23 protein-coding genes are annotated in these 21664 nt (G+C 72.7%); 8 read left to right on the top strand and 15 right to left on the bottom strand.

The annotated features are described in order from the left end of the window. The 6 genes from H9652_RS17880 to H9652_RS17855 all read right to left on the bottom strand — a co-directional run. Positions 1–960 (bottom strand): HAMP domain-containing protein (locus tag H9652_RS17880; protein WP_191797900.1); only part of this gene is annotated, 960 nt, incomplete at its 3' end. 84 nt (positions 961–1044) lie between these two features. Further along, positions 1045–1455 (bottom strand): chemotaxis protein CheW, encoded by a 411-nt coding sequence (locus tag H9652_RS17875; RefSeq protein ID WP_191797898.1) that lies wholly within the window; start codon positions 1453–1455, stop codon positions 1045–1047. Beyond that, positions 1452–3779, bottom strand: coding sequence for a chemotaxis protein CheA (locus H9652_RS17870; protein ID WP_225228438.1), 2328 nt, complete (start codon positions 3777–3779; stop codon positions 1452–1454). The genes H9652_RS17875 and H9652_RS17870 overlap by 4 nt, the downstream gene beginning before the upstream one ends. A gap of 187 nt (positions 3780–3966) precedes the next feature. Next, on the bottom strand, positions 3967–4239 hold the full coding sequence (locus H9652_RS17865; RefSeq protein ID WP_225228433.1) for a DUF7455 domain-containing protein: 273 nt from the start codon (positions 4237–4239) through the stop codon (positions 3967–3969). Next, positions 4236–4457 carry a hypothetical protein gene (locus tag H9652_RS17860; RefSeq protein ID WP_030152901.1) on the bottom strand — a complete coding sequence of 74 codons (222 nt, stop codon included), beginning with the start codon at positions 4455–4457 and terminating at the stop codon, positions 4236–4238. Before H9652_RS17860 ends, H9652_RS17865 begins: the two co-directional genes overlap by 4 nt. Positions 4458–4552: 95 nt before the next feature. After that, a complete protein-coding gene (locus tag H9652_RS17855; protein WP_191797894.1) occupies positions 4553–5827 on the bottom strand; it encodes a hypothetical protein in 1275 nt (424 codons plus the stop codon). Between the two features lie 164 nt (positions 5828–5991). Between H9652_RS17855 and H9652_RS17850 the strand changes: the two genes are divergently transcribed. After that, the gene (locus tag H9652_RS17850; protein ID WP_191797892.1) at positions 5992–7131 is read left to right on the top strand and encodes a hypothetical protein; all 1140 of its coding nucleotides are present in this window, start codon (positions 5992–5994) and stop codon (positions 7129–7131) included. Here H9652_RS17850 and H9652_RS17845 read toward each other — a convergent pair. Then, positions 7092–8585: an XRE family transcriptional regulator gene (locus H9652_RS17845; protein ID WP_138825834.1), complete on the bottom strand. Its 1494-nt coding sequence runs from the start codon at positions 8583–8585 to the stop codon at positions 7092–7094. The two genes, H9652_RS17850 and H9652_RS17845, sit on opposite strands and share 40 nt — an antisense overlap. A gap of 216 nt (positions 8586–8801) precedes the next feature. On the opposite strand from H9652_RS17845, the gene H9652_RS17840 reads away from it, so the two are divergent. Both H9652_RS17840 and H9652_RS17835 read left to right on the top strand, forming a co-directional pair. Further along, positions 8802–10649: a phosphoenolpyruvate carboxykinase (GTP) gene (locus H9652_RS17840; protein WP_225228437.1), complete on the top strand. Its 1848-nt coding sequence runs from the start codon at positions 8802–8804 to the stop codon at positions 10647–10649. 193 nt (positions 10650–10842) lie between these two features. After that, the gene (locus H9652_RS17835) at positions 10843–11712 is read left to right on the top strand and encodes an SMP-30/gluconolactonase/LRE family protein (RefSeq protein WP_191797887.1); all 870 of its coding nucleotides are present in this window, start codon (positions 10843–10845) and stop codon (positions 11710–11712) included. A gap of 84 nt (positions 11713–11796) precedes the next feature. Here H9652_RS17835 and H9652_RS17830 read toward each other — a convergent pair whose 3' ends face one another. Continuing rightward, positions 11797–12654: a fumarylacetoacetate hydrolase family protein gene (locus tag H9652_RS17830; protein ID WP_191797904.1), complete on the bottom strand. Its 858-nt coding sequence runs from the start codon at positions 12652–12654 to the stop codon at positions 11797–11799. 61 nt (positions 12655–12715) lie between these two features. Beyond that, positions 12716–13720, bottom strand: a complete 1005-nt coding sequence (locus tag H9652_RS17825; protein ID WP_191797885.1) for a C-terminal binding protein — start codon at positions 13718–13720, stop codon at positions 12716–12718. Between the two features lie 91 nt (positions 13721–13811). Here H9652_RS17825 and H9652_RS17820 point away from each other — a divergent pair, with 91 nt between their 5' ends. Further along, positions 13812–14579: an SDR family NAD(P)-dependent oxidoreductase gene (locus H9652_RS17820; RefSeq protein ID WP_191797883.1), complete on the top strand. Its 768-nt coding sequence runs from the start codon at positions 13812–13814 to the stop codon at positions 14577–14579. A gap of 118 nt (positions 14580–14697) precedes the next feature. Beyond that, a complete protein-coding gene (locus H9652_RS17815) occupies positions 14698–15036 on the top strand; it encodes a nuclear transport factor 2 family protein (protein WP_191797881.1) in 339 nt (112 codons plus the stop codon). A 101-nt stretch (positions 15037–15137) separates the two neighbouring features. Here the strand turns inward: H9652_RS17815 and H9652_RS17810 are convergent, their stop codons facing one another. The 5 genes from H9652_RS17810 to H9652_RS17790 form a co-directional block, all read right to left on the bottom strand. Then, the gene (locus tag H9652_RS17810) at positions 15138–16217 is read right to left on the bottom strand and encodes a fatty acid desaturase family protein (RefSeq protein WP_191797879.1); all 1080 of its coding nucleotides are present in this window, start codon (positions 16215–16217) and stop codon (positions 15138–15140) included. Between the two features lie 31 nt (positions 16218–16248). Then, positions 16249–16878 (bottom strand): hypothetical protein, encoded by a 630-nt coding sequence (locus tag H9652_RS17805; protein ID WP_191797877.1) that lies wholly within the window; start codon positions 16876–16878, stop codon positions 16249–16251. Positions 16879–17029: 151 nt separating this feature from the next. Then, entirely contained in the window at positions 17030–17527 is a 498-nt protein-coding gene (locus H9652_RS17800; protein ID WP_138825844.1) for a DUF1269 domain-containing protein, read from the bottom strand. Positions 17528–17641: 114 nt separating this feature from the next. Further along, positions 17642–18418 (bottom strand): cation transporter, encoded by a 777-nt coding sequence (locus H9652_RS17795; RefSeq protein ID WP_404822061.1) that lies wholly within the window; start codon positions 18416–18418, stop codon positions 17642–17644. An 11-nt stretch (positions 18419–18429) separates the two neighbouring features. Further along, positions 18430–18762, bottom strand: coding sequence for an ArsR/SmtB family transcription factor (locus H9652_RS17790; RefSeq protein ID WP_056649628.1), 333 nt, complete (start codon positions 18760–18762; stop codon positions 18430–18432). Between the two features lie 155 nt (positions 18763–18917). Between H9652_RS17790 and H9652_RS17785 the strand changes: the two genes are divergently transcribed. Beyond that, positions 18918–19325 carry a nuclear transport factor 2 family protein gene (locus H9652_RS17785; protein ID WP_191797874.1) on the top strand — a complete coding sequence of 136 codons (408 nt, stop codon included), beginning with the start codon at positions 18918–18920 and terminating at the stop codon, positions 19323–19325. Continuing rightward, positions 19322–19876 carry an AMP-binding protein gene (locus tag H9652_RS20450; RefSeq protein WP_191797872.1) on the top strand — a complete coding sequence of 185 codons (555 nt, stop codon included), beginning with the start codon at positions 19322–19324 and terminating at the stop codon, positions 19874–19876. The genes H9652_RS17785 and H9652_RS20450 overlap by 4 nt, the downstream gene beginning before the upstream one ends. On the opposite strand, the gene H9652_RS17775 is transcribed toward H9652_RS20450, so the two are convergent. Then, positions 19788–20675, bottom strand: a complete 888-nt coding sequence (locus H9652_RS17775; protein ID WP_191797870.1) for an alpha/beta fold hydrolase — start codon at positions 20673–20675, stop codon at positions 19788–19790. The two genes, H9652_RS20450 and H9652_RS17775, sit on opposite strands and share 89 nt — an antisense overlap. 220 nt (positions 20676–20895) lie before the next feature. Between H9652_RS17775 and H9652_RS17770 the strand changes: the two genes are divergently transcribed. Next, positions 20896–21540: a LysE family translocator gene (locus H9652_RS17770; protein WP_191797868.1), complete on the top strand. Its 645-nt coding sequence runs from the start codon at positions 20896–20898 to the stop codon at positions 21538–21540. Positions 21541–21664: the final 124 nt, after the last annotated feature.

Below are 21664 nucleotides of genomic sequence, written 5' to 3'. Positions count from 1 at the left end.
CTGCGACACCTGCTCCGCAGCCGCAGCCACCACCCCCGACTGCGCCGCCGTCTCCTCCGACGACGCCGAGAACTGCGCGCCTGCGTACGACAGGCGGTCGGCCGCTCCGGCCACCTCCTGGGCCGTGCCTGCGACCGTCGAGATGATCGCCCGCAGGCTCGCCTGCGCGGTCGCGAGGGCCACGGCCATCTGACCGATCTCGTCGCGGCTGTCCACGTCCGCACGGACCGTCAGGTCGCCCTCGGCGAGCGCGACCAACGAGCGACGCACCTTCTCGGCCGACCGGCGGATCCCGTTCGCGACGACGAGCGCGACGACGAGCGCGACCACCAGACCGGCCAGCCCGAGGACGATCATCGTGACGACGGTCTGCTGGGCGTGGGCCGCGGCCTCGTCGGAGACCGACGCGGCGTACTCGTTCGCGGCCTTGCCCGCGGCGGAGAGCGCTGAGACGTGCGCCGCGATGAGAGCGTCGTTGCGCGACTGGATCTCGGAGGTCACCGCCTTGTCCTCGACGGCCGGCATGAGCGTCGAGTCCCGGTAGGAGACCCAGTCCGCCCACGCCGTCTTGAACGTCTCCCAGTTCGGCTCGGCCATCGTGCCGAGCATCGCGTCGTACGCGGCGATGTCCTCCGCCAGGTCAGCGTCGGTCGCGTCCATCTGCGCGACGACCGCGGACCGGGCCGACCCCTCGACGATGTCGTACTGGTACGTCAGTCGCCACGCTTCCTGCGCACCGTGGTCGATCTGGGCGTTGAGGCGCAGCGCGGTGTTCCCCACGTCGGCCACGGTCGCGGTGTCCTCGAGCGTCGAGCGCAGGCCCTGCAGGGCGACGGCGACGGTCCCCACGAGCACGAGGACGAGGACGCCGAGCGCGACGATGATCCGGGTCCGGACGGAGAGGTCGCCGAAGCGGGAGCGGCGCGGCCGCGAGGTCGCGGACGTCAGGGACGTGGACATGGGTACTCCTGGGCGGTGTGATGAACGGGGAGGGGTTTGCCTGCTCGACCTTCGTGCGTGCGCACGGTGCCGATCACGACGCGCTCACGACGCCACGGCGTCGACGTCGAGCGCGAGCAGCAGCTGGCCGGAGAGCTTGTAGGTGCCGAGGATCACTGCTCGCAGCGCCTCGGACAGGGTCTGGGGAGGCAGCTCGAACTGGTCCTCGTCGACCACGAGCACGTCGCCGATCCGGTCGACGAGCAGGCTCACGGTCTCGTCGCCCACGAAGACGACGGCCATCATCTGCTCGCCGTCGTGCGCGGGCATGCCGAGCCGCCGTCGGAGGTCGACCGTGAGGACGACCTGGCCGCGGAGGTTGACGAGGCCCGCGACGTCGTCGGGGGCGAGCGGCACGCGCGTGCGCGGCCGGCTCGGCAGGACCTCCTGGACCCGGTCGACGGGGATGCCGCAGAGCCGGTCGCCCAGCGTGAAGGTCACGAGTCTCGTGCTCATCGCACACCTGCCAGGAGGTCGTCGTCGAAGGCCGCCCGGTCGGCGAGGCCGTCCGGGTCGTCGGGGTCGTCCGGGTCGTCGTCGAAGAAGCCCGCGTCCGCGGCGCGCACGGCGCTGCGCACGTCGAGCAGCTCGGTGACGCGCTGGTCGAGGACGGTCGACCCCACGAGGCCGTGGTCGTCGATGTCGCTGTGCAGCCGGGCGTCGTCCTCGACGATGTCGAGGATCTCCGACACGGCCATCGCGATGCTGCGACCACCACGGGTGTACACGACGACGTCGAGCTCGTCACCGGTCGGGCCGCCGACGGCGCCCAGCACCCGGTCGAGCCGGACCAGCGGGACGAGCGCACCGCGGTACTGGAGCACCTCGCGCGTCCCGACCTGCTCGATGCGGTCCGTGCGGATCCGTTCGAGCCGCGTGACCGCGGACAGCGGGATCGCGACGCGACGGTCGCCGGCGGCGACGACCAGCACCTGGTGCGTCGCCTTGGCGGCCTGCACCGTCGTCTGCCGACGCACCTTGGCGAGCTCGGCGATCTCGGTGCTGAGCACGCGCCGCGCGATCGCGGGAAGGTCGAGGATGAGGGCGACGCCCCCGTCGCCGAGCACCGTCGCGCCCGAGTACATCCCGATCTGCTTGAGCCGGCTCGCGAGCCCCTTGACGACGATCTCCTCCATGTTGAGGACGCGGTCGACGATCACGCCGAACCGCTGGTCGTCGGCCTCGACGACCGCGATGACGCGGCCGGCGGACTCGGGGGCGAGGTCCAGGACCTCGGCGAGCGAGACGAGCGGGAGCAGCGTCCCGCGCAACCGGAACACGGGGGCGGTGCCGACGTGCTCGATCCGGGTGTCCTGCCCCCCGAGCGCGACGAGCTCCAGGAGGCTGACCTGCGGGATCGCGTAGACCGAGCCGCAGCACGTGACGGTGAGTGCGGGCATGATCGCGAGCGTGAGCGGGATGCGCATCCGCCACGTCGTGCCCTTGCCGACGCTCGACTCGACGTCGACGGACCCACCGATCGCCTCGATGTTGGTCCGGACGACGTCCATCCCGACGCCACGGCCGGAGACGTTGGTGACCTTGGCCGCGGTCGAGAACCCGGGCAGGAACAGCAGGTCCAGCACCTCGGACGACGACATCGCCGCGATCTCGTTGGCGCTGCGCAGCCCCTTCGAGACCGCCGAGCGTCCCACCTTCTCGGGGTCGATGCCCGCGCCGTCGTCGGTGATCTCGACGACGACCTGGCCGTTCGAGTGGTAGGCGCGCAGCGACACGAGGCCCTGGCTCACCTTGCCCACGGCGCGACGCTGGTCGGGCGCCTCGATCCCGTGGTCGACGGCGTTGCGCACCAGGTGCGTCAGGGGGTCCTTCACGGCCTCGAGCAGCGAGCGGTCGAGCTCGGTGTCGCCGCCGGTCATCTCGACGCGTACCTCGCGGCCGAGCATCTTCGCGAGGTCCCGCACGATGCGCGGCATCTTCGACCACACGTGCTCGATGGGCTGCATGCGGGTGCGCATGACACCCTCCTGCAGCTCGGAGGCGATGAGGCTCAGGCGCTGCGCGGACCGCTTGGTCTCCTGGTCCTCACCCGCCCCGGCGATGCGGTCGAACTGGTTGCGGACGAGCACGAGCTCGCCGACCTGCCGCACGAGGGAGTCGAGGAGGTCGACGTCGACGCGGATCGACCCGTCGGCGGCGTTGCGCCCGGGAAGCTCGATCTCCTCGTGCTTGGGCGCGGGGACGGTCGAGGCGGGGGCTGCGGGCTCCGGCGGGGCCTGCACGGGGGCAGGTTCGACGGCGGCGGGGGCCACGGGCGCGTGGGCCTCGGCCCGCTCGGGCTCAGGCTGGGGAAGGACGACGGCGTCGGGCTCGAGCGGCGCCGGGTCCTCAGCCGCAGGCGCCACGGCCACAGGCTCCTCGGACGCCGGCCCCTCGGCGGGCGCGGCCCCCTCCTGCACCGCCACGATCTGGGCGACCATCGTCTCGACGTCGACGTCGTCCCCCGCGCCGGCCTCGACCTTGGCGAGGATGGCGCGCAGAGTGTCGACCAGCGCGAGCAGCACGTCCGCAACCTGCGGGTCCATCACACGCTCGCCGTCACGCAGCTCGGACAGCAGGGACTCCCCGACGTGCGAGACCTTCTCCAGGTTGCCGAACCCGAGGAAGCCGCTCGTGCCCTTGATGGTGTGCACCGTGCGGAAGATGCTGCTGAGCAGCGCGCGCGACGAAGGGTCGCTCTCCAGTGCCACGAGGTCCTGGTCCAGCTGATCGAGGTTCTCGTAGGACTCGACCAAGAACTCGTGGACGATCTCGTCCATCTCGTCCACGCCCGCACCTCCACGCCATCGCTGGCATCGTCGTCGTCGCTCGGAGCGACCTGTCGTCAGGGACACCGGTCCCCCAGCCCTGGCGTCCGCCGGGGCTGTCGTCGGTGACTGTCGGTCGTCTCGTGCGGTTGGTGGGGGTGATACCGCGCGCCTCGGGCGGGCCCGTCGACGCTCGCGGTCAGGCGGCGCTGTCGAGCGCGCGCGCGAGGGCGAGCGCCAGCGCGATGTCCTCGTCGAGGGTGCGCCGTTCGTCGCGCACTCCGTACCCGGCGGTGACGATCGCGCTCTCGTGCACGCGGTAGTGCGGGTCGCAGAAGAGGAGGATCCCCTCGTGGGCGACGGTCACCCGGACGCAGGCCGTCGCGCCGCACGCATCGCACCGGTCGCACCGGTCGATCGCGTCGTGCGGGTCGGCGTCCGGGGGCTCCCACGGTCGCCGCAGGTGATTCATGCCGCGGTGGCCTTCTGGGCCGCGCGGTTCACGAGCCCCGCGGCCTCGGCGCGGGTCAGGCCTTGGATGACGAGCTCGTCGACGAGCGAGGCGATCTGCTCGTGCACGTCGCCGGGGTAGAGAGGGGCGCCTGCTCGTCGGCGCGCGAGCTCCTTGGTCAGTGGCGCGCAGCGCTCGGCGATCGTCTGGGGTCTTGGGCGTGCGGGGGTGGCAGCCATGGGGTGCTCCTCTCGGTGCCTCTGGTCGAGGCGTCGACGGTCCTGCTTCCTATGCAGCGGGATCGGCCGTCGTCCGGCCTGGCTGCGAAGGTCGGTCAGCCCGCCTCGGCGACCCTCGTCGTCTGGCGCGCCGCGGCGACGACGTCCGCGAGGGTGCTGCGCACCTCGAGGGGCGTGCGTCCGAGCGGTGCGCCGGGCAGCGCGACGGCTGCCGCGAGGGCCCCCAGGTAGCGCGCGGTGTCGCGCGTCGACTCACCGGTCCCACGGTCCGGGTCCCAGGCGGAGCGTGCCTCGTGCTCGTGCTCGACGAACACCGCGGTGAGCTCGGTGATCCAGGCGGCGTCGACCCCGCAGCCGGCGACGGCCTGCTTGACCGCGACCCGGGTGCGGGACAGGGCGGGCCGTCCCGGGCGTGCACGGTCTGCGAGGACGTCGTGCACGAGGAGGTGGGCGATCTTCTGCCCGTACTCGTGCGAGGCGACGGTCTCGAGGTGCTCGTCCTCGTAGGTCGTCCACAGTCCGGCGAGGGTCGCCACGCGCGGGTCCGACGGCGACGCGGTGAACGCGAGGACCGAGCGCAGGGCGAGCCCCTCGTCCTCCTCGATCCACGCGAGCATGCGTGCCCGCACGTCCGGGTCGAGAGGACGCTCGAGGGTGGGCAGGGCGAACGCGTCGCGGATCGCCGCGGCGTCGACGTGCATGCGCAGGACTCCACGCTGACGGGTGGCAGCGCTCTCGTGGGCAGCGTAGAGGCGGTCGAGCTCCTCGTCGCGCCCCGCGTCGAGGACCTGGACGGCCAGGTCGGGGACCACGGGGAGCTCGTGCACGAGCCCCGCGAGGCGCCCTTCGGCGTCGATCGTGCCCTCGAGGAGGTCCGTCGAGACGATCTGGCCGACCTTGCGGGCCGACCGGACGCTGCGCAGCAGGGTCCGGTGCATGAGCGTGTAGTCCCCGAGCGCCTGGCGGATCGATCCCGCCGCGCTCGCACCGCCCGCGAAGACCTCGAGGTCGAAGAACTTGGTGCCGTTGCGCCCACGGGAGTCCCCCTCGGCACCGTCGGTGCTGGGCAGGTCGAGGATCTTGCGGGTGTAGAAGTCGACGGCCGCATCGACCATGTCGTCGTGCAGGAAGCGCGCGATGCCGTGGCGGTGGCAGTAGCGCGTGGTCTCGGAGCGCACGATGCCCGTGCGGAAGACCGCTTCGAAGATGATCATGCGGGCCTCACGCTCGGTGAGGTCGCCTGCGCGCACGCGACGAGCGACGTCGGTCGTGGTGCGGTCGAGCTCGTCGCTCGCGCGGTCGTGGACGGACGTGCGGGCAGCGGCGGTGACATCGACGTCGACGTCGGCGGTGACGGTGATGGTCTGCATGGCACGTGTGTGTGCGGCGCGCTCGCGAAATTCGGGCCTCCGGGCACCTCTGGTGATGTGACGTCCGTCACAACCTGCTCAAGGGCGCGCCTCCCCGCCACGCAGGCTGGCGCATGCTCACCCGGCATAGGCAGCCCCAGACGGTCAGCGAGGAGAGGACGAACGTGGAGCACAGGCGCCGAGCGCTCGACGTCGGACCGGGGGAACACCTCCTCCTGCCCGCGTCGACGCTCGACACGACGGGGCGGCTGCATCTGTGGCGCGCCTTCTCGGGGCTGTACGACGGCGAGCTCCTGCTCTCCCCGCTCACGGCCAGCCCGCTGCCGATGCCGTGGACCGTCCCCGCCGGACACCGCCGGTGGCCCGGCCTGCGACCCGCCGCCATGTGGCACCCCCTCCTGTGGCTGCCCGCGCGGCTGCGGTCTCCGATCACGCTCCGCGACCCCCTGACGGGCGAGACCTGGGGCGAGACCTACGACGAGTGGGCCACCCGGGTCGCCCTCGAGATGACCGAGTCCGGTCCCGTGGTCATCGACGGCGAGCAGTGGGTGCTCCTGCACGACCCGCACCACGGGCGGCACGTCCGGCCCCTCGGCCCCGACGACGCGAACCTCGTCCCGCTGTACGACCCGATCACCGGCACCTGGCTCGACGTGCTCTCGACCGTCGGGCTCGACGTCGACGACCCCGATCACCTCGCCCGGGTCGAGAGGTGGCTCGCGGGCGACGACGACGAGGCGCTCGACGCCGTCGACCTCGACGTGTTCCTGCAGGCCGCCGACCGCGACCCGGCCTGGGCCCTCGACCGGACGCAGCGGCCCCTCGCCGAGGGCACCGGGTACCGCACCTACGTCGAGGACCTGCGCGACGCGTCCTCGACGCTCGTCGCGCGCGAGCTCGACGACCGCGTGACCGACCTCGCGTCCGCCCGCCTGCCGGCCCGTGAGCTCGGGCAGCACGTCGGCGCCCTCGCCCGGGCCGCGTCCACGCTCCTGTCGGCGGGCCCCGACGTCGTCGAGGACCTCGGCCTGAGCCTCGGGCTCGTCACCGCCCGGGCCGAGCGCGCCACGACGGTCGAGGCGGCGTCGGCCGCCGTGGCCGACCTGCGCGTGCTGCTCGGCACGGTTGCCGACGCCGCGTCCTTGGGCCTCGACCGCATCGAGCTGCGCGTCGAGATCGAGACCGCCGAGGTGCTGGGACAGGTCGCCCAGCTCACCCGGCCCGCCGGACCGCCCGACGACGCCGCGCGCCCGACGGGAGCCGGTCAGCCCTCGCGCGGTGCGTGCTTCTCGAGGAACGCGTAGACCTCCGAGGCGTCCACGCCCGGGAACGCGCCGGAGGGCAGCGCGGACAGCACGTACTGGTGCATGCGCGCGCTCGGCCAGGCGACCTCCTCCCAGTGCCGCGCGAGCTGGGCCGCGGGCCTGCGGCAGCATGCCTCGTCCGGGCAGGTCGAGGCACGGCGCGCGGTCGTCTCCCGGCCCCGGAACCACTTGGCCGAGGCGAACGGGACCCCGACCGTGATCGAGAACTCGCCCGTCGTCGTCGTACCCGTCTGGGTGCTGCACCAGAACGTGCCCGCAGGCGTGTCCGTGTACTGGTAGGACTCCGTCGCGCGGTCGCGGCGCGTGAAGGCCTCGCGCGCGGCCCACCGGCGGCACACGAGCTGCCCCTCGATGGCCCCCGTGACGTCTGCCGGGAACGGCAGGCCGTCGTTCGCGTACCCGCGGTACAGGGCGCCGTCGTCCCCCACGCGCATGAAGTGCACCGGGATGCCCAGGCGGGACGTCGCGAGGTTGGTGAAGCGCTGCGACGCGGCCTCGTGCGAGACGCCGAACGCGTCGCGGAAGTCCTCGACCGCGAGGTCCTTGTCCTTCTTGCGCTGCTCCAGGAACTCGACGGCCGCCGACTGCGGCATGAGGCAGCACGCCGCGAAGTAGGTGATCTCGACGCGCTGGCGCAGGAAGTTCGCGTACGACGTCGGGCGCTGGTGCCCCAGCACGCGGTGCGCGATCGCCTGGAGACCGAGCGAGCGCAGGCCGTGGCTGCCCGGGATCGAGGCGGGCGGAAGGTAGATCCGGCCGTTGCGCAGGTCCGTGACCGTGCGCGTCGAGTGCGGCAGGTCGTCGACGTGCAGCAGCGTGAAGCCGAGCTGCTCGGCCATGCGCGCGACCGTGCGGTGCGTCAGGGCGCCCGACGTGTAGCCCGCGCGGCGCGTCATCTCCTCCGCGAGGTCCTCGAGCTCGGGGATGTAGTTGTTGCGCGACTGACGTTCCAGGCGGAGCTCGGTGTTGGCTCGGCGGGCCTCCTCGGGCGTCGCGATGGCCTCTGACGCGCGACGGGCCAGCTCGCCGTGCAGACCGACCAGGTTCTCCAGGACCGGCATCGGAAGCTTCTGCGACGCCTTGACCGAGGGCAGTCCGAGGGTCGCGAACAGCGGGCCGCGCTGGGCGCGGTCCAGCTCGATCTCGAGCGCGGCCCGGCGCGACGGCGGCTCGTCCGCGAGCAGGTCCCCCACCGCGACGTCGAGCGCGCCCGCGAGCGCCTGGAGCAGCGAGAGTCGCGGTTCGCGCTTCCCGTTCTCGATGAGCGACAGGAGGCTCGCGGTGGTTCCCACCTGCGCGCCGAGCGCATCGAGCGTGAGCCCGCGACCGGTCCGGAAGTACCGGATCCGGCGCCCCAGGGTGATGAGGTCGGTGCTCGCCGGGGTGTGGACCTCGGGGCTCGTGGGGATCTTGCGGTCTTCGTCGACGGCCATTCCTTGACTCTATGTCAAGATCAGCGATTCTTGACAGTGCTCCAGGTGGAAAACCGGCGTGTTCCGGGTCGAAGGTGGAAACAGCAGCACCGACACCCACCGGGTGGACCCGACGACCGCCCAGGACCGGAGACCCTCATGACCGCGACCGCCAATCCCCGCCGCACCCGACACGCCGCCCTCACGGAGGAGCTGCCCGACGTCCTCACCACCGCGATGGCCGGTGCCGCGTTCGGTCCCGGGGGCCGGCGCGCCGCACGCGACCCGCGCGCCTGGGTCCGGGAGATCGCCGATCTCACCGAGCCCGACGCGGTCGTGTGGTGCGACGGCTCCGCGGCGGAGAAGCAGCGGCTCGTCGCCCTCATGGTCGACGCCGGCACGCTCCTGCCCCTGAACCCCGAGCTGCGCCCCGGCAGCTACCTCGCCCGCTCGAACCCGAGCGACGTGGCCCGCGTCGAGTCCCGCACGTTCATCTGCTCGCGCGACGAGGCCGACGCGGGCCCCACCAACAACTGGCGCGAGCCGGACGCCATGCGCGCCGAGCTCCGGGACGTGTTCGACGGGTCGATGCGCGGTCGCACGATGTACGTCGTGCCGTTCTCGATGGGTCCCGTCGGCGGCCCCATCTCCCAGGTCGGCATCCAGGTCACCGACTCGCCCTACGTCGTCGTCAGCATGGGCGTCATGACGCGGGTCGGCAGCGACGTGCTCGCGCTGATCGACGCGGGGGCGCCGTTCGTGCCCGCCGTGCACAGCGTGGGCGCGCCGCTCGTCGACGACTCGGGCGCCGTCACGCAGGACGTGCCCTGGCCCTGCAACGACACCAAGTACATCGCGCACTTCCCCGAGACCCGCGAGATCTGGTCCTTCGGCTCCGGCTACGGCGGCAACGCGCTGCTCGGCAAGAAGTGCTTCGCGCTGCGCATCGCCTCGGCCATGGCCCGCGACGAGGGCTGGCTCGCCGAGCACATGCTGCTCATCCGGGCCACGTCCCCCGAGGGGCGCGCCTACCACCTGGCCGCGGCCTTCCCCTCGGCGTGCGGCAAGACGAACCTCGCGATGCTCCAGCCGACCGTCCCCGGGTGGAAGGTCGAGACCATCGGGGACGACATCGCCTGGCTGCGACCGGGACCCGACGGGACGCTGCGCGCGATCAACCCCGAGGCCGGGTTCTTCGGCGTCGCCCCCGGCACGGGGATCGACACCAACCCCGTCGCGGTCGCGACGTTCGACCGCGACACGATCTTCACCAACGTCGCCCTGACCGACGACGGCGACGTCTGGTGGGAGGGCCTGACGCCCGAGGCGCCCGCCCACCTCACGGACTGGCTCGGCAACGACTGGACCCCGGGGGCCCAGACACCCGCAGCGCACCCCAACTCGCGCTTCACGGTCGCGGCCGCGCAGTGCCCGACGATCGCCGACACCTGGGAGGACCCTGCGGGCGTCCCGATCGACGCGATCGTCTTCGGCGGTCGCCGTGCGACCAACGTGCCGCTCGTCGCGCAGGCGTACGGCTGGGAGCACGGCGTGTTCATGGGCGCGACGATCTCGTCGGAGCGCACCGCGGCCGCCGAGGGCGCACTGGGCGAGCTGCGCCGCGACCCGTTCGCGATGCTCCCGTTCTGCGGCTACAACATGGCCGACCACTGGGCGCACTGGCTGAGCGTCGGCGCGGGCCTCGACCCGGAGAAGCGGCCCAAGATCTTCCAGGTCAACTGGTTCCGCAAGGACGCCGAGGGCTCGTTCCTGTGGCCCGGTTTCGGGGAGAACTCTCGCGTGGTCGAGTGGATCGCGCAGCAGGTCGACCGCTCGCGCGGCCTGCGGACCGATGCGGGGGCCGTCACGAGCCCCGTGGGTCTGCTGCCCGCACCCGGTGCGCTGGACGTCGACGGCCTGGACCTCCCCGAGGGCGACCTGGAGGCGCTCTTCGAGGTCGACGCCGCCTCGTGGCTCGCGGAGACCGAGCTGACGAGCCAGTTCTTCGACACCTTCGGCAACCGCGTCCCGGACCAGCTGTGGGCACAGCTCGCGCGCCTGCGTTCGCGACTCGGGGCCGAGTGAGCCCAGGACCCGATCACGCGGGCCGAGACGAGACCCCGGGCGGGTCCCCTCCTCGCCGAGGGTGACCAACCCGGCCGCCGACGGTGACCGACACGCCCGCCGACGGTGACATCTGATGTCACCCTCGGCGGGCTGTTGCGTCACCCTCGGCGGCAGCGCACGTCACCCTCGGCAATCCGGGACAATAGGCCCCATGCGTGCCGAGAACATCACCGGTCCCGTCGCCCACCACGGCGAGGGGCCCGTGTGGTCCCCGACCTGGGGCGGTCTGCGGTTCGTCGACATGATGGCCGGCGACCTCCTGACCCTGCAGCCCGACGCCACGGTGGCCCGCCGCCACGTGGGCGACCTCGCGACCATGGTGCGCCCGCGCTCCCGGGGGGGCTACGTCGTCGGGCTGGAGCGTGGGCTCGCGCTCGTGGACGACGAGGCGCCCGACTCCCCCGTACGTCCCTTCCCCGAGCTGTGGAGCGACCCGACGGTCCGACTCAACGACGGCTCGACCACCCCGGACGGCGCGTTCTACGCGGGGTCCATGCCGTTCGACGACCGGTCGGGCGCGGGCGCCCTGTACCGCGTCGAGCCCGACGGCGCCGCTCGCCTCGTGCTGTCGGGCGTCACGTGCTCGAACGGGCTGGGCTTCTCCCCCGACGGGACGCTCGCGTACTACGTGGACACGCTCACGTGCCGGGTCGACGTGTTCGACTACGACCCGGGCGCGGACGAGCCGCTCGCGAACCGTCGGGCCCTGGTCGAGATCCCGCGCGAGGACGGGCTGCCCGACGGGCTCACGGTCGACGCCGAGGGCGGTGTGTGGGTCGCGCTGTGGGGCGGCAGCGCGGTGCGGTGCTACGCGCCGGACGGGACACTGACCGCTGTCGTCGAGCTGCCCGCCTCGCACGTCACGGCGTGCACGTTCGGCGGCGCGGACCTCGACGAGCTGTTCATCACGACGTCGCGGCTCATGATCGGCGAGCCGTTCGAGCCCGAGCTCGACGCGGGGTCTGTCTTCCGCGTCGTCCCCGGGGTCACGGGGCTGCCGGTCCTGCCGTTCGCGGGCTGATCACCGCGCCGAGATGCTGCACGTCGTCGCCGTCGTGGTGGACGGGGCGACGACGAGCAGCATCTCGGCGGGCGCAGGACAAGATCACACGACCGCGTCGCGGACCTTCTGCTCGCAGCGTCCCAGGCCCTCGATCTCGACGGCCATCACGTCGCCGTCGACCAGGTACGGGAAACGGCCCGAGAGGGCGACACCCTGGGGAGTGCCGGTGTTGATGACGTCCCCCGGCTCGAGGACCATGTACTGCGACAGGTGCCACACGAGGAAGTCGACGTCGAAGATCATGTCGGCCGTCGAGGAGTCCTGACGGATCTCCCCGTTGACCCACGAGCGCAGGCGCAGGTCCGAGGCGTCGACCTGGTCGGCCGGGACGAGCGCCGGACCCAGCGGGTTGAACGTCTCGCAGCTCTTGCCCTTGGACCACTGGCCGCCCGAGACGGCCAACTGGTAGTCGCGCTCGGACACGTCGTTGGACACGGTGTACCCGGCGACGTGTGCGGCCGATTCCGCGGGCGACGCGAGGTAGCGGGCCTTCTTCCCGATGACGATCGCGAGCTCGACCTCCCAGTCGACCTTCTGCGCGCCCGGGGGGAGCAGCACGTCGTCGTCGGGCCCGACGACGGTGTTGGAGTGCTTCCAGAAGATGATCGGGACGGTCGGCGGCTCGGAGCCGGACTCGGCCGCGTGCGCGGCGTAGTTCATGCCGACGCACACGACGGCCGTGGGGCGGGCGACCGGGGGGCCGACGCGCAGCGAGTCGGCGTCCGCGACGACGGGCAGCTCGCCCGCGGCGAGGGCCGCACGGACCCGGGAGACGCCGTCGTCCGCCAGGAACGCGCCGTCGACGTCACGCGTCAGGGAGTCGAGGGAGTACGTGGTGCCGTCGGCGGTGCGGACGACGGGGCGCTCCTGGCCGGGAAGGCCGAGGCGCATGAGCTGCAGGTGCTGCACGGGGTTGCTCCAGGGGTCGGGGGACGGCGCTGAGCGCCCAGACGAGGGAAGGTCAGCGTGCCAGGGCGCGGGCGTAGTCCGGGTTGACGATCGAGCCGACGGGACGACCCGCGAGGAAGTCGATCGCGTTGCGCGCGGTGTGCACGGGCAGGTCGGCCATGGCCTCGGGCGAGAACCACGCGGCGTGCGGGCTGAGCAGCACCTGGTCGAGCGTGCGCAGGCGCGAGTCGGCGGGCAGCGGCTCGCGCGAGAACACGTCGAGGGCCGCGGCGCCCAGGTGCCCTCCCTCGAGCGCGTCGGCGAGCGCCTCCTCGTCGATCAGCGGGCCGCGGCACGTGTTGACCACGACCGCGCCGGGCTTCATGGTCGCGATCGACGCCGCGTCGAGCAGGTGACGCGTGGCCTCGCTGAGCGGCGCGTGCAGGCTCAGCACGTCGGCCTCGGCCACGGCCTGCTCACGGGTCACGGGCAGGTAGCCGGCGGCGGCGACCTCGACGTCGGGCACGAAGGGGTCGTGGACCAGGACCCGGTAGCCGAGCGCGGCGCAGCTGCGCGCGACGAGCGACCCGATCCGGCCGTACCCGATCACGGACACGGTGGTCGCGGACAGGCGAGCGGCCATGGGGCGCGGGGCGGTCGCGGCCCAGACGCCGTCGCGCACGGCGCGGTCGTAGCCGACGAGCCCGCGGCTGAGGCCGAGGACCATCGCGACGGTGTGGGACGCGACCTCCTCGATGCAGTAGGTCGGGGTGTTGGCGACGGCGATGCCGCGCTCGGTCGCGGCGGCGACGTCGACCATGTCGTAGCCGATGCCCATGCGGCTGACGAAGCGCACGCCCTCGATCTCGTCGAGGACGCGGGCGGTGAGGGGCGCCCACTGGACGACCAGGGCGGACGGGGCGGCACCTGTGGCCGCGGCGTCGCGGACGAGGGCGATGACGTCGTCCTCCGTGCGGGCCGTCCCGCGCACGACACCGAGGCCGGCGGCCGTGACGGTGTCTTCGCACGCGGTGCCCGGGAGGTCGCAGTCGGTGATGACGACGGTGTCGGGGTTCATGAGCCGAAATGCTATAGCATCTAGCACCCGACGGCCAGCGTCCGTGGACAGGACGCTTGCAGTCGCCGCAATTTGCTATAGCGTTCAAGTCATGGCTCGACGACTTGCGCTGATCACAGGCGCCAGCTCCGGGATCGGTTCCGCGACCGCTCTCCAGCTCGCCCGCGACGGATACGACCTCTGGCTCACCTACGCCCACGACGAGCTCGGGGCCCGCACCACCGCGGACCTCGCGACCGAGCTGGGCGCGAGCTGCCACGTCTCGCGCCTCGACCTGCGCGACGTCACGTCGGTCGACAGGCTCGTCACCCAGGTCACCCGCCGCTGGGGAAGGCTCCACGTCCTGGTCAACAACGGCGGCATGTGCCCCTACCGCGCGCTCGACGACATCGAGATCGACGAGTGGGACGCCGTCATGGAGACCAACGCCCGCGGCACGTTCGTCCTCTCGCGGGCCGCGCTCCCCCTCCTGCGGGCGGCCGCGGCCCCCGAGGGCGAGGAGCCGGTCGACCGCAGCATCGTCAACGTCGCCTCGATCGCGGGCCAGCAGGGCGCGCTCAAGACCGGCGTCCACTACGCCGCGAGCAAGGGCGCGCTCCTCGCGATCACGCGGAGCTTCGCGCGCCTCCTGGCCGCCGAGGGTATCCGCGCCAACGCGGTCACGCCCGGCCCGGTCACGAGCAACATCACGAACCAGCTCGACGACGCGGGCCGCGAGGCCCTCACGTCCTCGATCCCGCTGGGCAAGTTCGGCACCCCCGACGACGTCGCGTGGGTCATCGCGTCCCTCGCCTCCCCGCGGGCCGGGTTCGTCACGGGCGCCACGTACGACATCAACGGAGGCGTCCGCATCGACTGACCCGCCGGCCCCCGGCCGCACCCCGGCCGGCAGGACCCGAGCGCGCGCGCCGCGCTCCGCCGTCGGGCACCTTCGCCTGGACGGCGCACGACTCCCCCCCCACGAGACGAGGACCCGCATGACCCAGCAACCGACCGCCCACGCCGTGGTCACCGAGCAGGTCGACGCCTTCAACACGCACGACCTCGAACGCTTCCTCGCGACCTACGCCCAGGACGTCGTGGTCGTGGGCGTGACGCCCGAGCCGATCGTCGGCAAGGACGCGCTGCGCGCCTTCTACGGCCCTCGCCTTGCAACCGGTGATGTGCATTGCACAATCGACGCCTCCGTGGCGTACGGTGACCGGTGGGTGGTCGCACGCGAGATCGTGTCGACCTCGAACGGGTCGGGCGAGACCATCGCCACCTTCGAGGTCCAGGACGGCGTCATCACCCGGGCGAGCATGCTCAAGGCCTGACGCCCCCACGGACGCGGAGCCCGGTCGGTCACCCCCCTTGATCGACCGGGCTTCGCTCTGTCCGGACGCACCTGGGCGACGGGCGGCCCGGCCGCCCCGGCCTACCGCCCGAGCGACGCCGCGAGCGGGCACGTGAACGGCTCCTGCGCCCGCAGACCCACGCGGTTGAGGTAGCGCACGACGATCCCGTACGACCGGAACAGGCCCACCTCGGTGTACGGCACGCCCACGTCCTCGCAGTAGGAGTGCACGATCGGTCGCACCTTCTTGAGGTTGGGCCGCGGCATGCTCGGGAAGAGGTGGTGCTCGATCTGGTAGTTGAGCCCGCCCATCACCGCGTCGACCGCGTACCCGCCGCGCACGTTGCGCGAGATGAGGACCTGGCGCCGCAGGAAGTCCAGCGTCACGCCCGGGGGCACGATCGGCATGCCCTTGTGGTTCGGGGCGAAGGACCCGCCGAGCAGCACCCCGAACACGGCGAGCTGCACCCCCAGGAAGGCCGCGGCCTTCCCCGGAGGCAGGAGCAGCACGAGCACACCCACGTAGACGACGAGTCTCCCGAGCACCAGGGGAGCCTCGACCCCTCGGTGCGGCACCGATCCCCTGCGCAGCACGGTCCGCACGCTCGCGACGTGCAGGTTCAGACCTTCGAGCGTCAGCAGGGGGAAGAAGAACCAGCCCTGGTGACGGGCGAACCACGACCGCCATCCCGTCCTCGCGGCCAGGGCCGCAGGGGTGAACGCGATGACGCCGGGCGAGATGTCAGGGTCCTGGCCCTCCTGGTTGGGGGCCGAGTGGTGCTGCTCGTGCTTGGTGCGCCACCAGCCGTAGCTCAGGCCGACGAACCCGCCCGCGAGGACACGGGCCGTCCAGTCGTTCCAGGCCCTGGACCGGAAGATCTGCCGGTGCGCGCTGTCGTGCCCCAGGAACGCGATCTGCGTCACGACCACGGCCATCGCGGCCGCCAGGACGAGCTGCCACCACGAGTTCCCCACGATCGCGACCGCGACCCAGATCCCCCCGAAGGCCAGCACCGCCAGGACGAGCCGCGTCCAGTAGTAGCCGTAGCGTCGGCGGAGCAGGCCCGCCTCCCGGACGAGCCGGGCCAGCGCCGAGTACTCGTTCGTCACCCGGCGGGCTGCTGGTCGCGCTCTCGAGGGGTCGCTCGGCACGGTGTCCATGGGGTCCTCGTCACTCGACAGCCGCTGTCGGTCACTCGAAGCGGATCTGCTCCGCCTCCACGAGGACGACGGCGGCGCGCCGGTCCTCCTCCTTCTGCAGCTCCGCGATCTCGGCCGCCAGGCGGTCGTGCTCGGCGACGAGATCTCGACCGAGGTCGCGCAGGACGTTCGCGATCTCGTGCGCGAGGCCCCCCTTCAGTGCGGCGAGACTCGTGTGCCCGATGAGCAGCCGACGGTCCGAGACCGTCAGCTCGACGTCCTCGAAGCCGGCGTCCGCGAGGCGACGCCTGACCGCGTCTGCCTCGATCGCGTCCTGCTCCTCCCGTGTGACCCGCCGGGAGAGGACCCCCGGGACGGTGTACGTGACGGGCTCGTGAGGCGTGCCGAGCTCGGGGGGCAGCGCCGTCGCCAGGACGCCGGTCACCCGGAGGGCGTCGGGGTCGGGAGGCGGAGCCGGGTCGTGGCCGGCGGCACGCGGGTGGTGGGCGACGTGCCCGCGCTCGTGCCCGCCTTCGTTGTCCCAGTCGCGGGTCGCGTCGTCCTCCTCGGCCGGACCGTCCTCCTCGACAGGGCGCCAGGCCGCACCGGTCGACTCCGCGAGCGCGCCGCGTCCCCCGGCGCGAAGCGTCCCGGTCGGTCCGTGCGTCTCGTTTCCGGACATGTCTCGACGCTACGCCCGATCCGGCGGGGCGCCGGGTGCGCCGACGTGCAGGTTGAGTGTGGGTCGGACGCGTCACCGTCGGCGAGGGGGCACGACGACGGCCCCGGTCCGCGATGGACCGGGGCCGTGCGTCTCGCGACTGCGGAGGTTCTCAGACCGCGTCGTCGAAGGCCGCGCGGAGCTTGGCCTCCTCGTCGGACGACAGGTTCGTCTGGATGAGCTCACCGTGGATGCCCTGCGCCTTGAGCGCGTCGTGCACGCGGTCCATGACCCCACCGGACGTCATGACGAACAGCGCCGACGTCCCGGGCGTCACCTTGGACCGCACCGAGTCGATGAAGTCGTCGTCGATGCCCACGTCGGTCAGCGACCCCGCGAGGGCCCCGGACGCCGCGCCGATCGCGACGCCGATGAGCGGGATGAAGAAGATGATCCCGAACAGCAGGCCCCAGAACGCGCCACCCAGCGCGCCGATGCCCGTCGTGTTGTTCGACTGGTGCGTCTTGGGCTTCTTCTTCCCCTCCTCCCACGACACGATCGCCGCGTCCTGCACCTGGATGAGCTCCTGCTTCTGCAACGCCAGCAGGGCGTCCTCCGCCTGCTGCGCACCCTCGGGAGTCTCGAACTTCCACACGGTCAGTGTTGCCACCACACGCCTCGTTCCGTCGTCGGTACTCGGAGGACGCCGTCCGGTCCGGGCGGGTCCTCCTCGACCGTAGGTCGGGTCGTCCGGGGCCGCCATCGGAGCCGGCCCGGTCGGGCGTCAGTCGGCGCAGCAGGTGCACCCGCCGCCGTCGGGCGTCGCGCCGCCCGGGCGGGCGTCCGTGCCCGACGGCGCAGCCTCCCCACGCTCGTGGCGCGCGTCGGGCGTGAGGTGCGGTGCGACGCCGTCGGCGTGCAGGCCGGCGACCGGCGAGCAGCACGCGTCCCCGCGCCAGGCCTCGACGCCCTCCTTGACCGCGACGGCCGCGATGACGAGGGCCGCGATCGGGTCGGCCCATGTCCAGCCCAGGGTCGAGCTGAGCACCAGACCCACGAGCAGCACCGCGGACAGGTAGGTGCACAGCAGCGTCTGGCGCGAGTCCGCGACGGCCGACGCCGAGCCCAGCTCGCGGCCCGTGCGGCGCTCGAACCAGGACAGGAACGGCATGATCGCGAGGCTCACGGCCGCGAGCACGATCCCGACGGTCGAGTGGTCGGGCTCGGAGGCCCCCAGGAGCGTGCGCACCGCGTCGACGCTCACGAAGACCGCGAGTCCGAAGAACGACACCGCGATGAGGCGCATCGCGGTCCGCTCGCGGCGGTGCGGGTCGGGGGCCGCGAACTGCCATGCGACGGCTGCGGCGGACAGCACCTCGACGACCGAGTCGAGGCCGAACCCGACGAGCGCGGCCGAGGACGCGATGCGCCCGGCGGTGATCGCGACGACGGCCTCAACCACGTTGTAGGCGATGGTCGCCGTGACGATCCAGCGCACGCGACGCTCGAGGAGGGCCCTGCGGGCGGGGGCGAGGGGGGCACGGGTGGAGCGAGGGCCCACCGTCACGTCGGTCACGAGCAGGTGCACCCGTCGGGCGAGCAGCACGTCGGGTCGACCGTGACGACGAGGCGGAGCAGGTCGTCGAGCGCGGGCGCGAGGTGGCTGTCGGCGAGGCGGTACCAGGTACGGCGTCCGTCGGGGATCGCCTCGACGAGCCCGCAGCCGCGCAGGCACGCGAGCTGGTTGGACATGACCTGGCGGGAGACGCCGAGCGCGTCGGCCAGGTCCGAGGGGTAGGCGGGGGCCTCGCGCAGCGTGAGCAGGATGCGCGTGCGCGTCTCGTCGGACAGCGCGTGCCCGAGGCGTGCGAGCGCGGCCGTGTGCGTGAGGGTGACGGTCTCCATGCGTCGGACAGTACACGCGATCCTGAATCCAGGAAACCGTGTATGGAGAGCGGCCCGTCATGACGGAGCCCTGCGAACCCCGCCCACCCTGCCGGACATTGACCAGGACGAGGGGCCCCTCGCACCCGTCCGTCCACCGAGCAGGGAGCCAGCAGATGGCAGCGACCGAGCACCGAGCGATCCTCGACGAGGTCTACCGCGCGTTCAACCGCGGCGACGTCGATCGACTCAAAGAGCTCTTCGCCGACGACATGACCATGGTGATCCCGGGAGCGACCCAGATCTCGGGCACCTTCCGCGGCCACGACGAGGTCTTCGGCGCCTTCGCGCAGATGGCTGCGATCACCGGCGGCACCTCGCACGCCGCCGTCGAGCGCGTCCTGGTCGACGACACCGGCGGGGTCGTGATCGCCGTCGACTCGGCACGGCGGGACGGCGAGGACGTGAGCGCCCGGTTCGCGGACGTCTACCGCATCGAGCAGGGACGCGTGACCGAGCTCCGCCCCTTCCCCGAGGACCCGATCGCGATGAACCACTTCTGGCGACGAGGAGACCGACCATGACGACGAGCCAGCACGAGCCGCGCCCTGCGCTGACCGGCACCACCGACGCCCGCGCTGCGACAGGCGGGCCGACCCTGGAGAGGGTCCGCAACGCCTCTTCCGTCCCCCACGCCTTCGACGCCGTCGCCGACGCCTGGCCGAACCGCAGCGCCGTCGAGTGGGACACGGGCCGCTGGACCTATCAAGACCTGCAGGACGCCTCCCGGCAGGTCGAGCGCCGGCTCCGGTCCGCAGGCGTCTCGCCCGGTGCTGCAGTCGCGGTCCTCGGTGACCGGTCCGCAGAGACCTGCGCCACGATGCTCGGCATCCTGCGCACAGGGGCCGCCTACGTGCCGGTCGACGCGAACCTGCCCGCGGTGCGCGTCCGCGCGATGCTCGACACCGCAGGCGTGACCCTCGCGGTGCCCCCGCGCGGGGGCCGGGCGGGCGGGGCCGGCGCGGGGCCCCGGCCGGCCGGGCGGTTCAGCGGACGTCCGTCCCTTCGAGGACCTTGCGGAGCGCGGACGCGAACCCGTCGGGGTCGCCGGGCATGCCGTACTCGTCCCCCATGAACCCGCCGTGCCCGCTGGGGAACGCGACGGCCTCGGTGCCGATGTTCCTCGCGACCCCGCGGGCCGCGCGTGCGGCCATCTGCTCGCCCGACTCCTCACCGGCCGCCAGGACGACGCGGGTCGAGACGCGGGACAGCGCGTCGTAGTCGTGCTCGTAGTGGGTGCAGCTGATCAGGTTCTGCGCCAGCAGGGCGTCGTCGCGCGACCCGTCGTCGTCGGTGGGGAACCCGAACGCCCCCGGGTCGGGCGCAGGCTGGTCGGCGAAGTCGTCGGGGAACGGGCCCTCCCAGCTCGTGAGGGCGATGAAGTGCGCCATGCCCGCGCCGAACCCCTTGTCCTGGTAGGACCGCGAGACGGCCTGCACCGCGGCGAGCGCAGCGTCGCGGTCCGGCAGCGCGGGACCCGACGGCGGCTCGTGCGCCACGAGCGTCCGGACCTGCTCGGGGTGCTGGGTGACGAGCGCGAGGGCGTTGACCGCCCCGCCGCTGCTCGCCAGGACGTCGACCGGCCCGGCCCCCAGTGCCTCGATCACGAGGTGCAGGTCGTCCGCGTGGTGGTCGGGCGTGACGGGCGCAGACGGGTCGGTGCGGGTGCTGCGGGACACCCCGCGCGGGTCGTACGTCACGACCGGCCGGTCCGTGAAGTGCGAGGCCAGGGTGACGAACCCGTCGGCACCCATGGGGGAGCCGACGATCAGGAGCACGGGGGCCTCGGGGGTGGTGTCGGCGAGGTTCCCGCGGACGTCGTAGGTGATGGTCGCCCCCGGGGCTTCGAGGGTGCGGGTCTCGATGTCGGTCACGGTCGTGCCTCTCGGTCGGGTGAGCGGGACGGCGTGGGTGCCGGCCGTCTCAGCGGTATGGGAACCAAGACCTGCCGCGTCGTCGGAACTCATCGCACCGTCTCGTCCCACCCTGCCTCGCGGGTGGTGGTCGTGCACGGTGAGCGGGTACCGTCGCGAGAGCGCTGGGTGCCTCCGCCGGTCTGCGGGCAGGATGCACGGGACGAGAAGGAGACCACGCATGGTCGGTACGGCAGCGGTCCTGGGCATGACGGCGGTCGCCCTCGGGATGGTCCTGACCCCCGGGCCCAACATGGTCTACCTGGTCTCGCGCAGCATCAGCCAGGGGTGGCAGGCGGGCATGGTCTCGCTCGCGGGGACGGCCGTGGGTTTCCTCGTCTACATGACGATGGCGAACGTGGGCCTCGCGGCGGTCTTCGTGGTGGTGCCGTGGCTGTACGTCGCGCTGAAGGTCGCGGGCGCCGGCTACCTGCTGTACCTCGCGTGGCGGACCCTGCGCCCGGGCGGCCGCGGTCCCTTCGAGGCGCAGGACCTGCCGCGCGACTCCCGCGGCCGGCTGTTCCGCATGGGGTTGCTGACGAACCTGCTCAACCCGAAGGCCGCGATCATGTACCTCGCGCTCATCCCGCAGTTCATCGACCCGGCCGCCGGGGGCGTCATGGCGCAGGGGTTCGTGCTGGGTGGGGTGCAGATCGGGGTCAGCATGGTCGTCAACGCCGCGTTCGTGCTCGCGGCAGGCAGCATCGCGGTGTTCCTGCGCGCGCGGCCGACGTGGATGCGCTGGCAGCGCCGCGCGACCGGGACGCTGCTGGGCGCCGTCGGGGTGAAGCTGGCGATCGACGCCCCGTCCCCGGCGACCGCGTGAGGACCGTGGACCTGGGCGAGCTCGACCGAGGGTCGTGGGTCCGGCTCGGGGTCCTCGCCGTCCTGGTGCTGGGAGCGGTGGTGTGGTGGACGTCCTCCGACGCCGCGCTCGTCGCCCGCGGGGG

This window comes from Oerskovia rustica (genome assembly GCF_014836555.1).
Lineage (GTDB): Bacteria > Actinomycetota > Actinomycetes > Actinomycetales > Cellulomonadaceae > Oerskovia > Oerskovia rustica.
The sequence above is the reverse complement of the archived record's forward strand: the minus strand, read 5'-3'. Positions and strand labels throughout refer to the sequence as shown.

Excerpts from the sequence above, each read along its gene's own strand:
- H9652_RS17875 (WP_191797898.1), bottom strand. The coding sequence starts at position 1,455 with ATGAGCACGAGACTCGTGACCTTCACGCTGGGCGACCGGCTCTGCGGC.
- H9652_RS17870 (WP_225228438.1), bottom strand. The coding sequence starts at position 3,779 with ATGGACGAGATCGTCCACGAGTTCTTGGTCGAGTCCTACGAGAACCTC.
- H9652_RS17865 (WP_225228433.1), bottom strand. The coding sequence starts at position 4,239 with ATGAATCACCTGCGGCGACCGTGGGAGCCCCCGGACGCCGACCCGCAC.
- H9652_RS17860 (WP_030152901.1), bottom strand. The coding sequence starts at position 4,457 with ATGGCTGCCACCCCCGCACGCCCAAGACCCCAGACGATCGCCGAGCGC.
- H9652_RS17855 (WP_191797894.1), bottom strand. The coding sequence starts at position 5,827 with ATGCAGACCATCACCGTCACCGCCGACGTCGACGTCGATGTCACCGCC.
- H9652_RS17845 (WP_138825834.1), bottom strand. The coding sequence starts at position 8,585 with ATGGCCGTCGACGAAGACCGCAAGATCCCCACGAGCCCCGAGGTCCAC.
- H9652_RS17840 (WP_225228437.1), top strand. The coding sequence starts at position 8,802 with ATGGCCGGTGCCGCGTTCGGTCCCGGGGGCCGGCGCGCCGCACGCGAC.
- H9652_RS17835 (WP_191797887.1), top strand. The coding sequence starts at position 10,843 with ATGCGTGCCGAGAACATCACCGGTCCCGTCGCCCACCACGGCGAGGGG.
- H9652_RS17825 (WP_191797885.1), bottom strand. The coding sequence starts at position 13,720 with ATGAACCCCGACACCGTCGTCATCACCGACTGCGACCTCCCGGGCACC.
- H9652_RS17820 (WP_191797883.1), top strand. The coding sequence starts at position 13,812 with ATGGCTCGACGACTTGCGCTGATCACAGGCGCCAGCTCCGGGATCGGT.
- H9652_RS17815 (WP_191797881.1), top strand. The coding sequence starts at position 14,698 with ATGACCCAGCAACCGACCGCCCACGCCGTGGTCACCGAGCAGGTCGAC.
- H9652_RS17810 (WP_191797879.1), bottom strand. The coding sequence starts at position 16,217 with ATGGACACCGTGCCGAGCGACCCCTCGAGAGCGCGACCAGCAGCCCGC.
- H9652_RS17805 (WP_191797877.1), bottom strand. The coding sequence starts at position 16,878 with ATGTCCGGAAACGAGACGCACGGACCGACCGGGACGCTTCGCGCCGGG.
- H9652_RS17790 (WP_056649628.1), bottom strand. The coding sequence starts at position 18,762 with ATGGAGACCGTCACCCTCACGCACACGGCCGCGCTCGCACGCCTCGGG.
- H9652_RS17785 (WP_191797874.1), top strand. The coding sequence starts at position 18,918 with ATGGCAGCGACCGAGCACCGAGCGATCCTCGACGAGGTCTACCGCGCG.
- H9652_RS20450 (WP_191797872.1), top strand. The coding sequence starts at position 19,322 with ATGACGACGAGCCAGCACGAGCCGCGCCCTGCGCTGACCGGCACCACC.
- H9652_RS17770 (WP_191797868.1), top strand. The coding sequence starts at position 20,896 with ATGGTCGGTACGGCAGCGGTCCTGGGCATGACGGCGGTCGCCCTCGGG.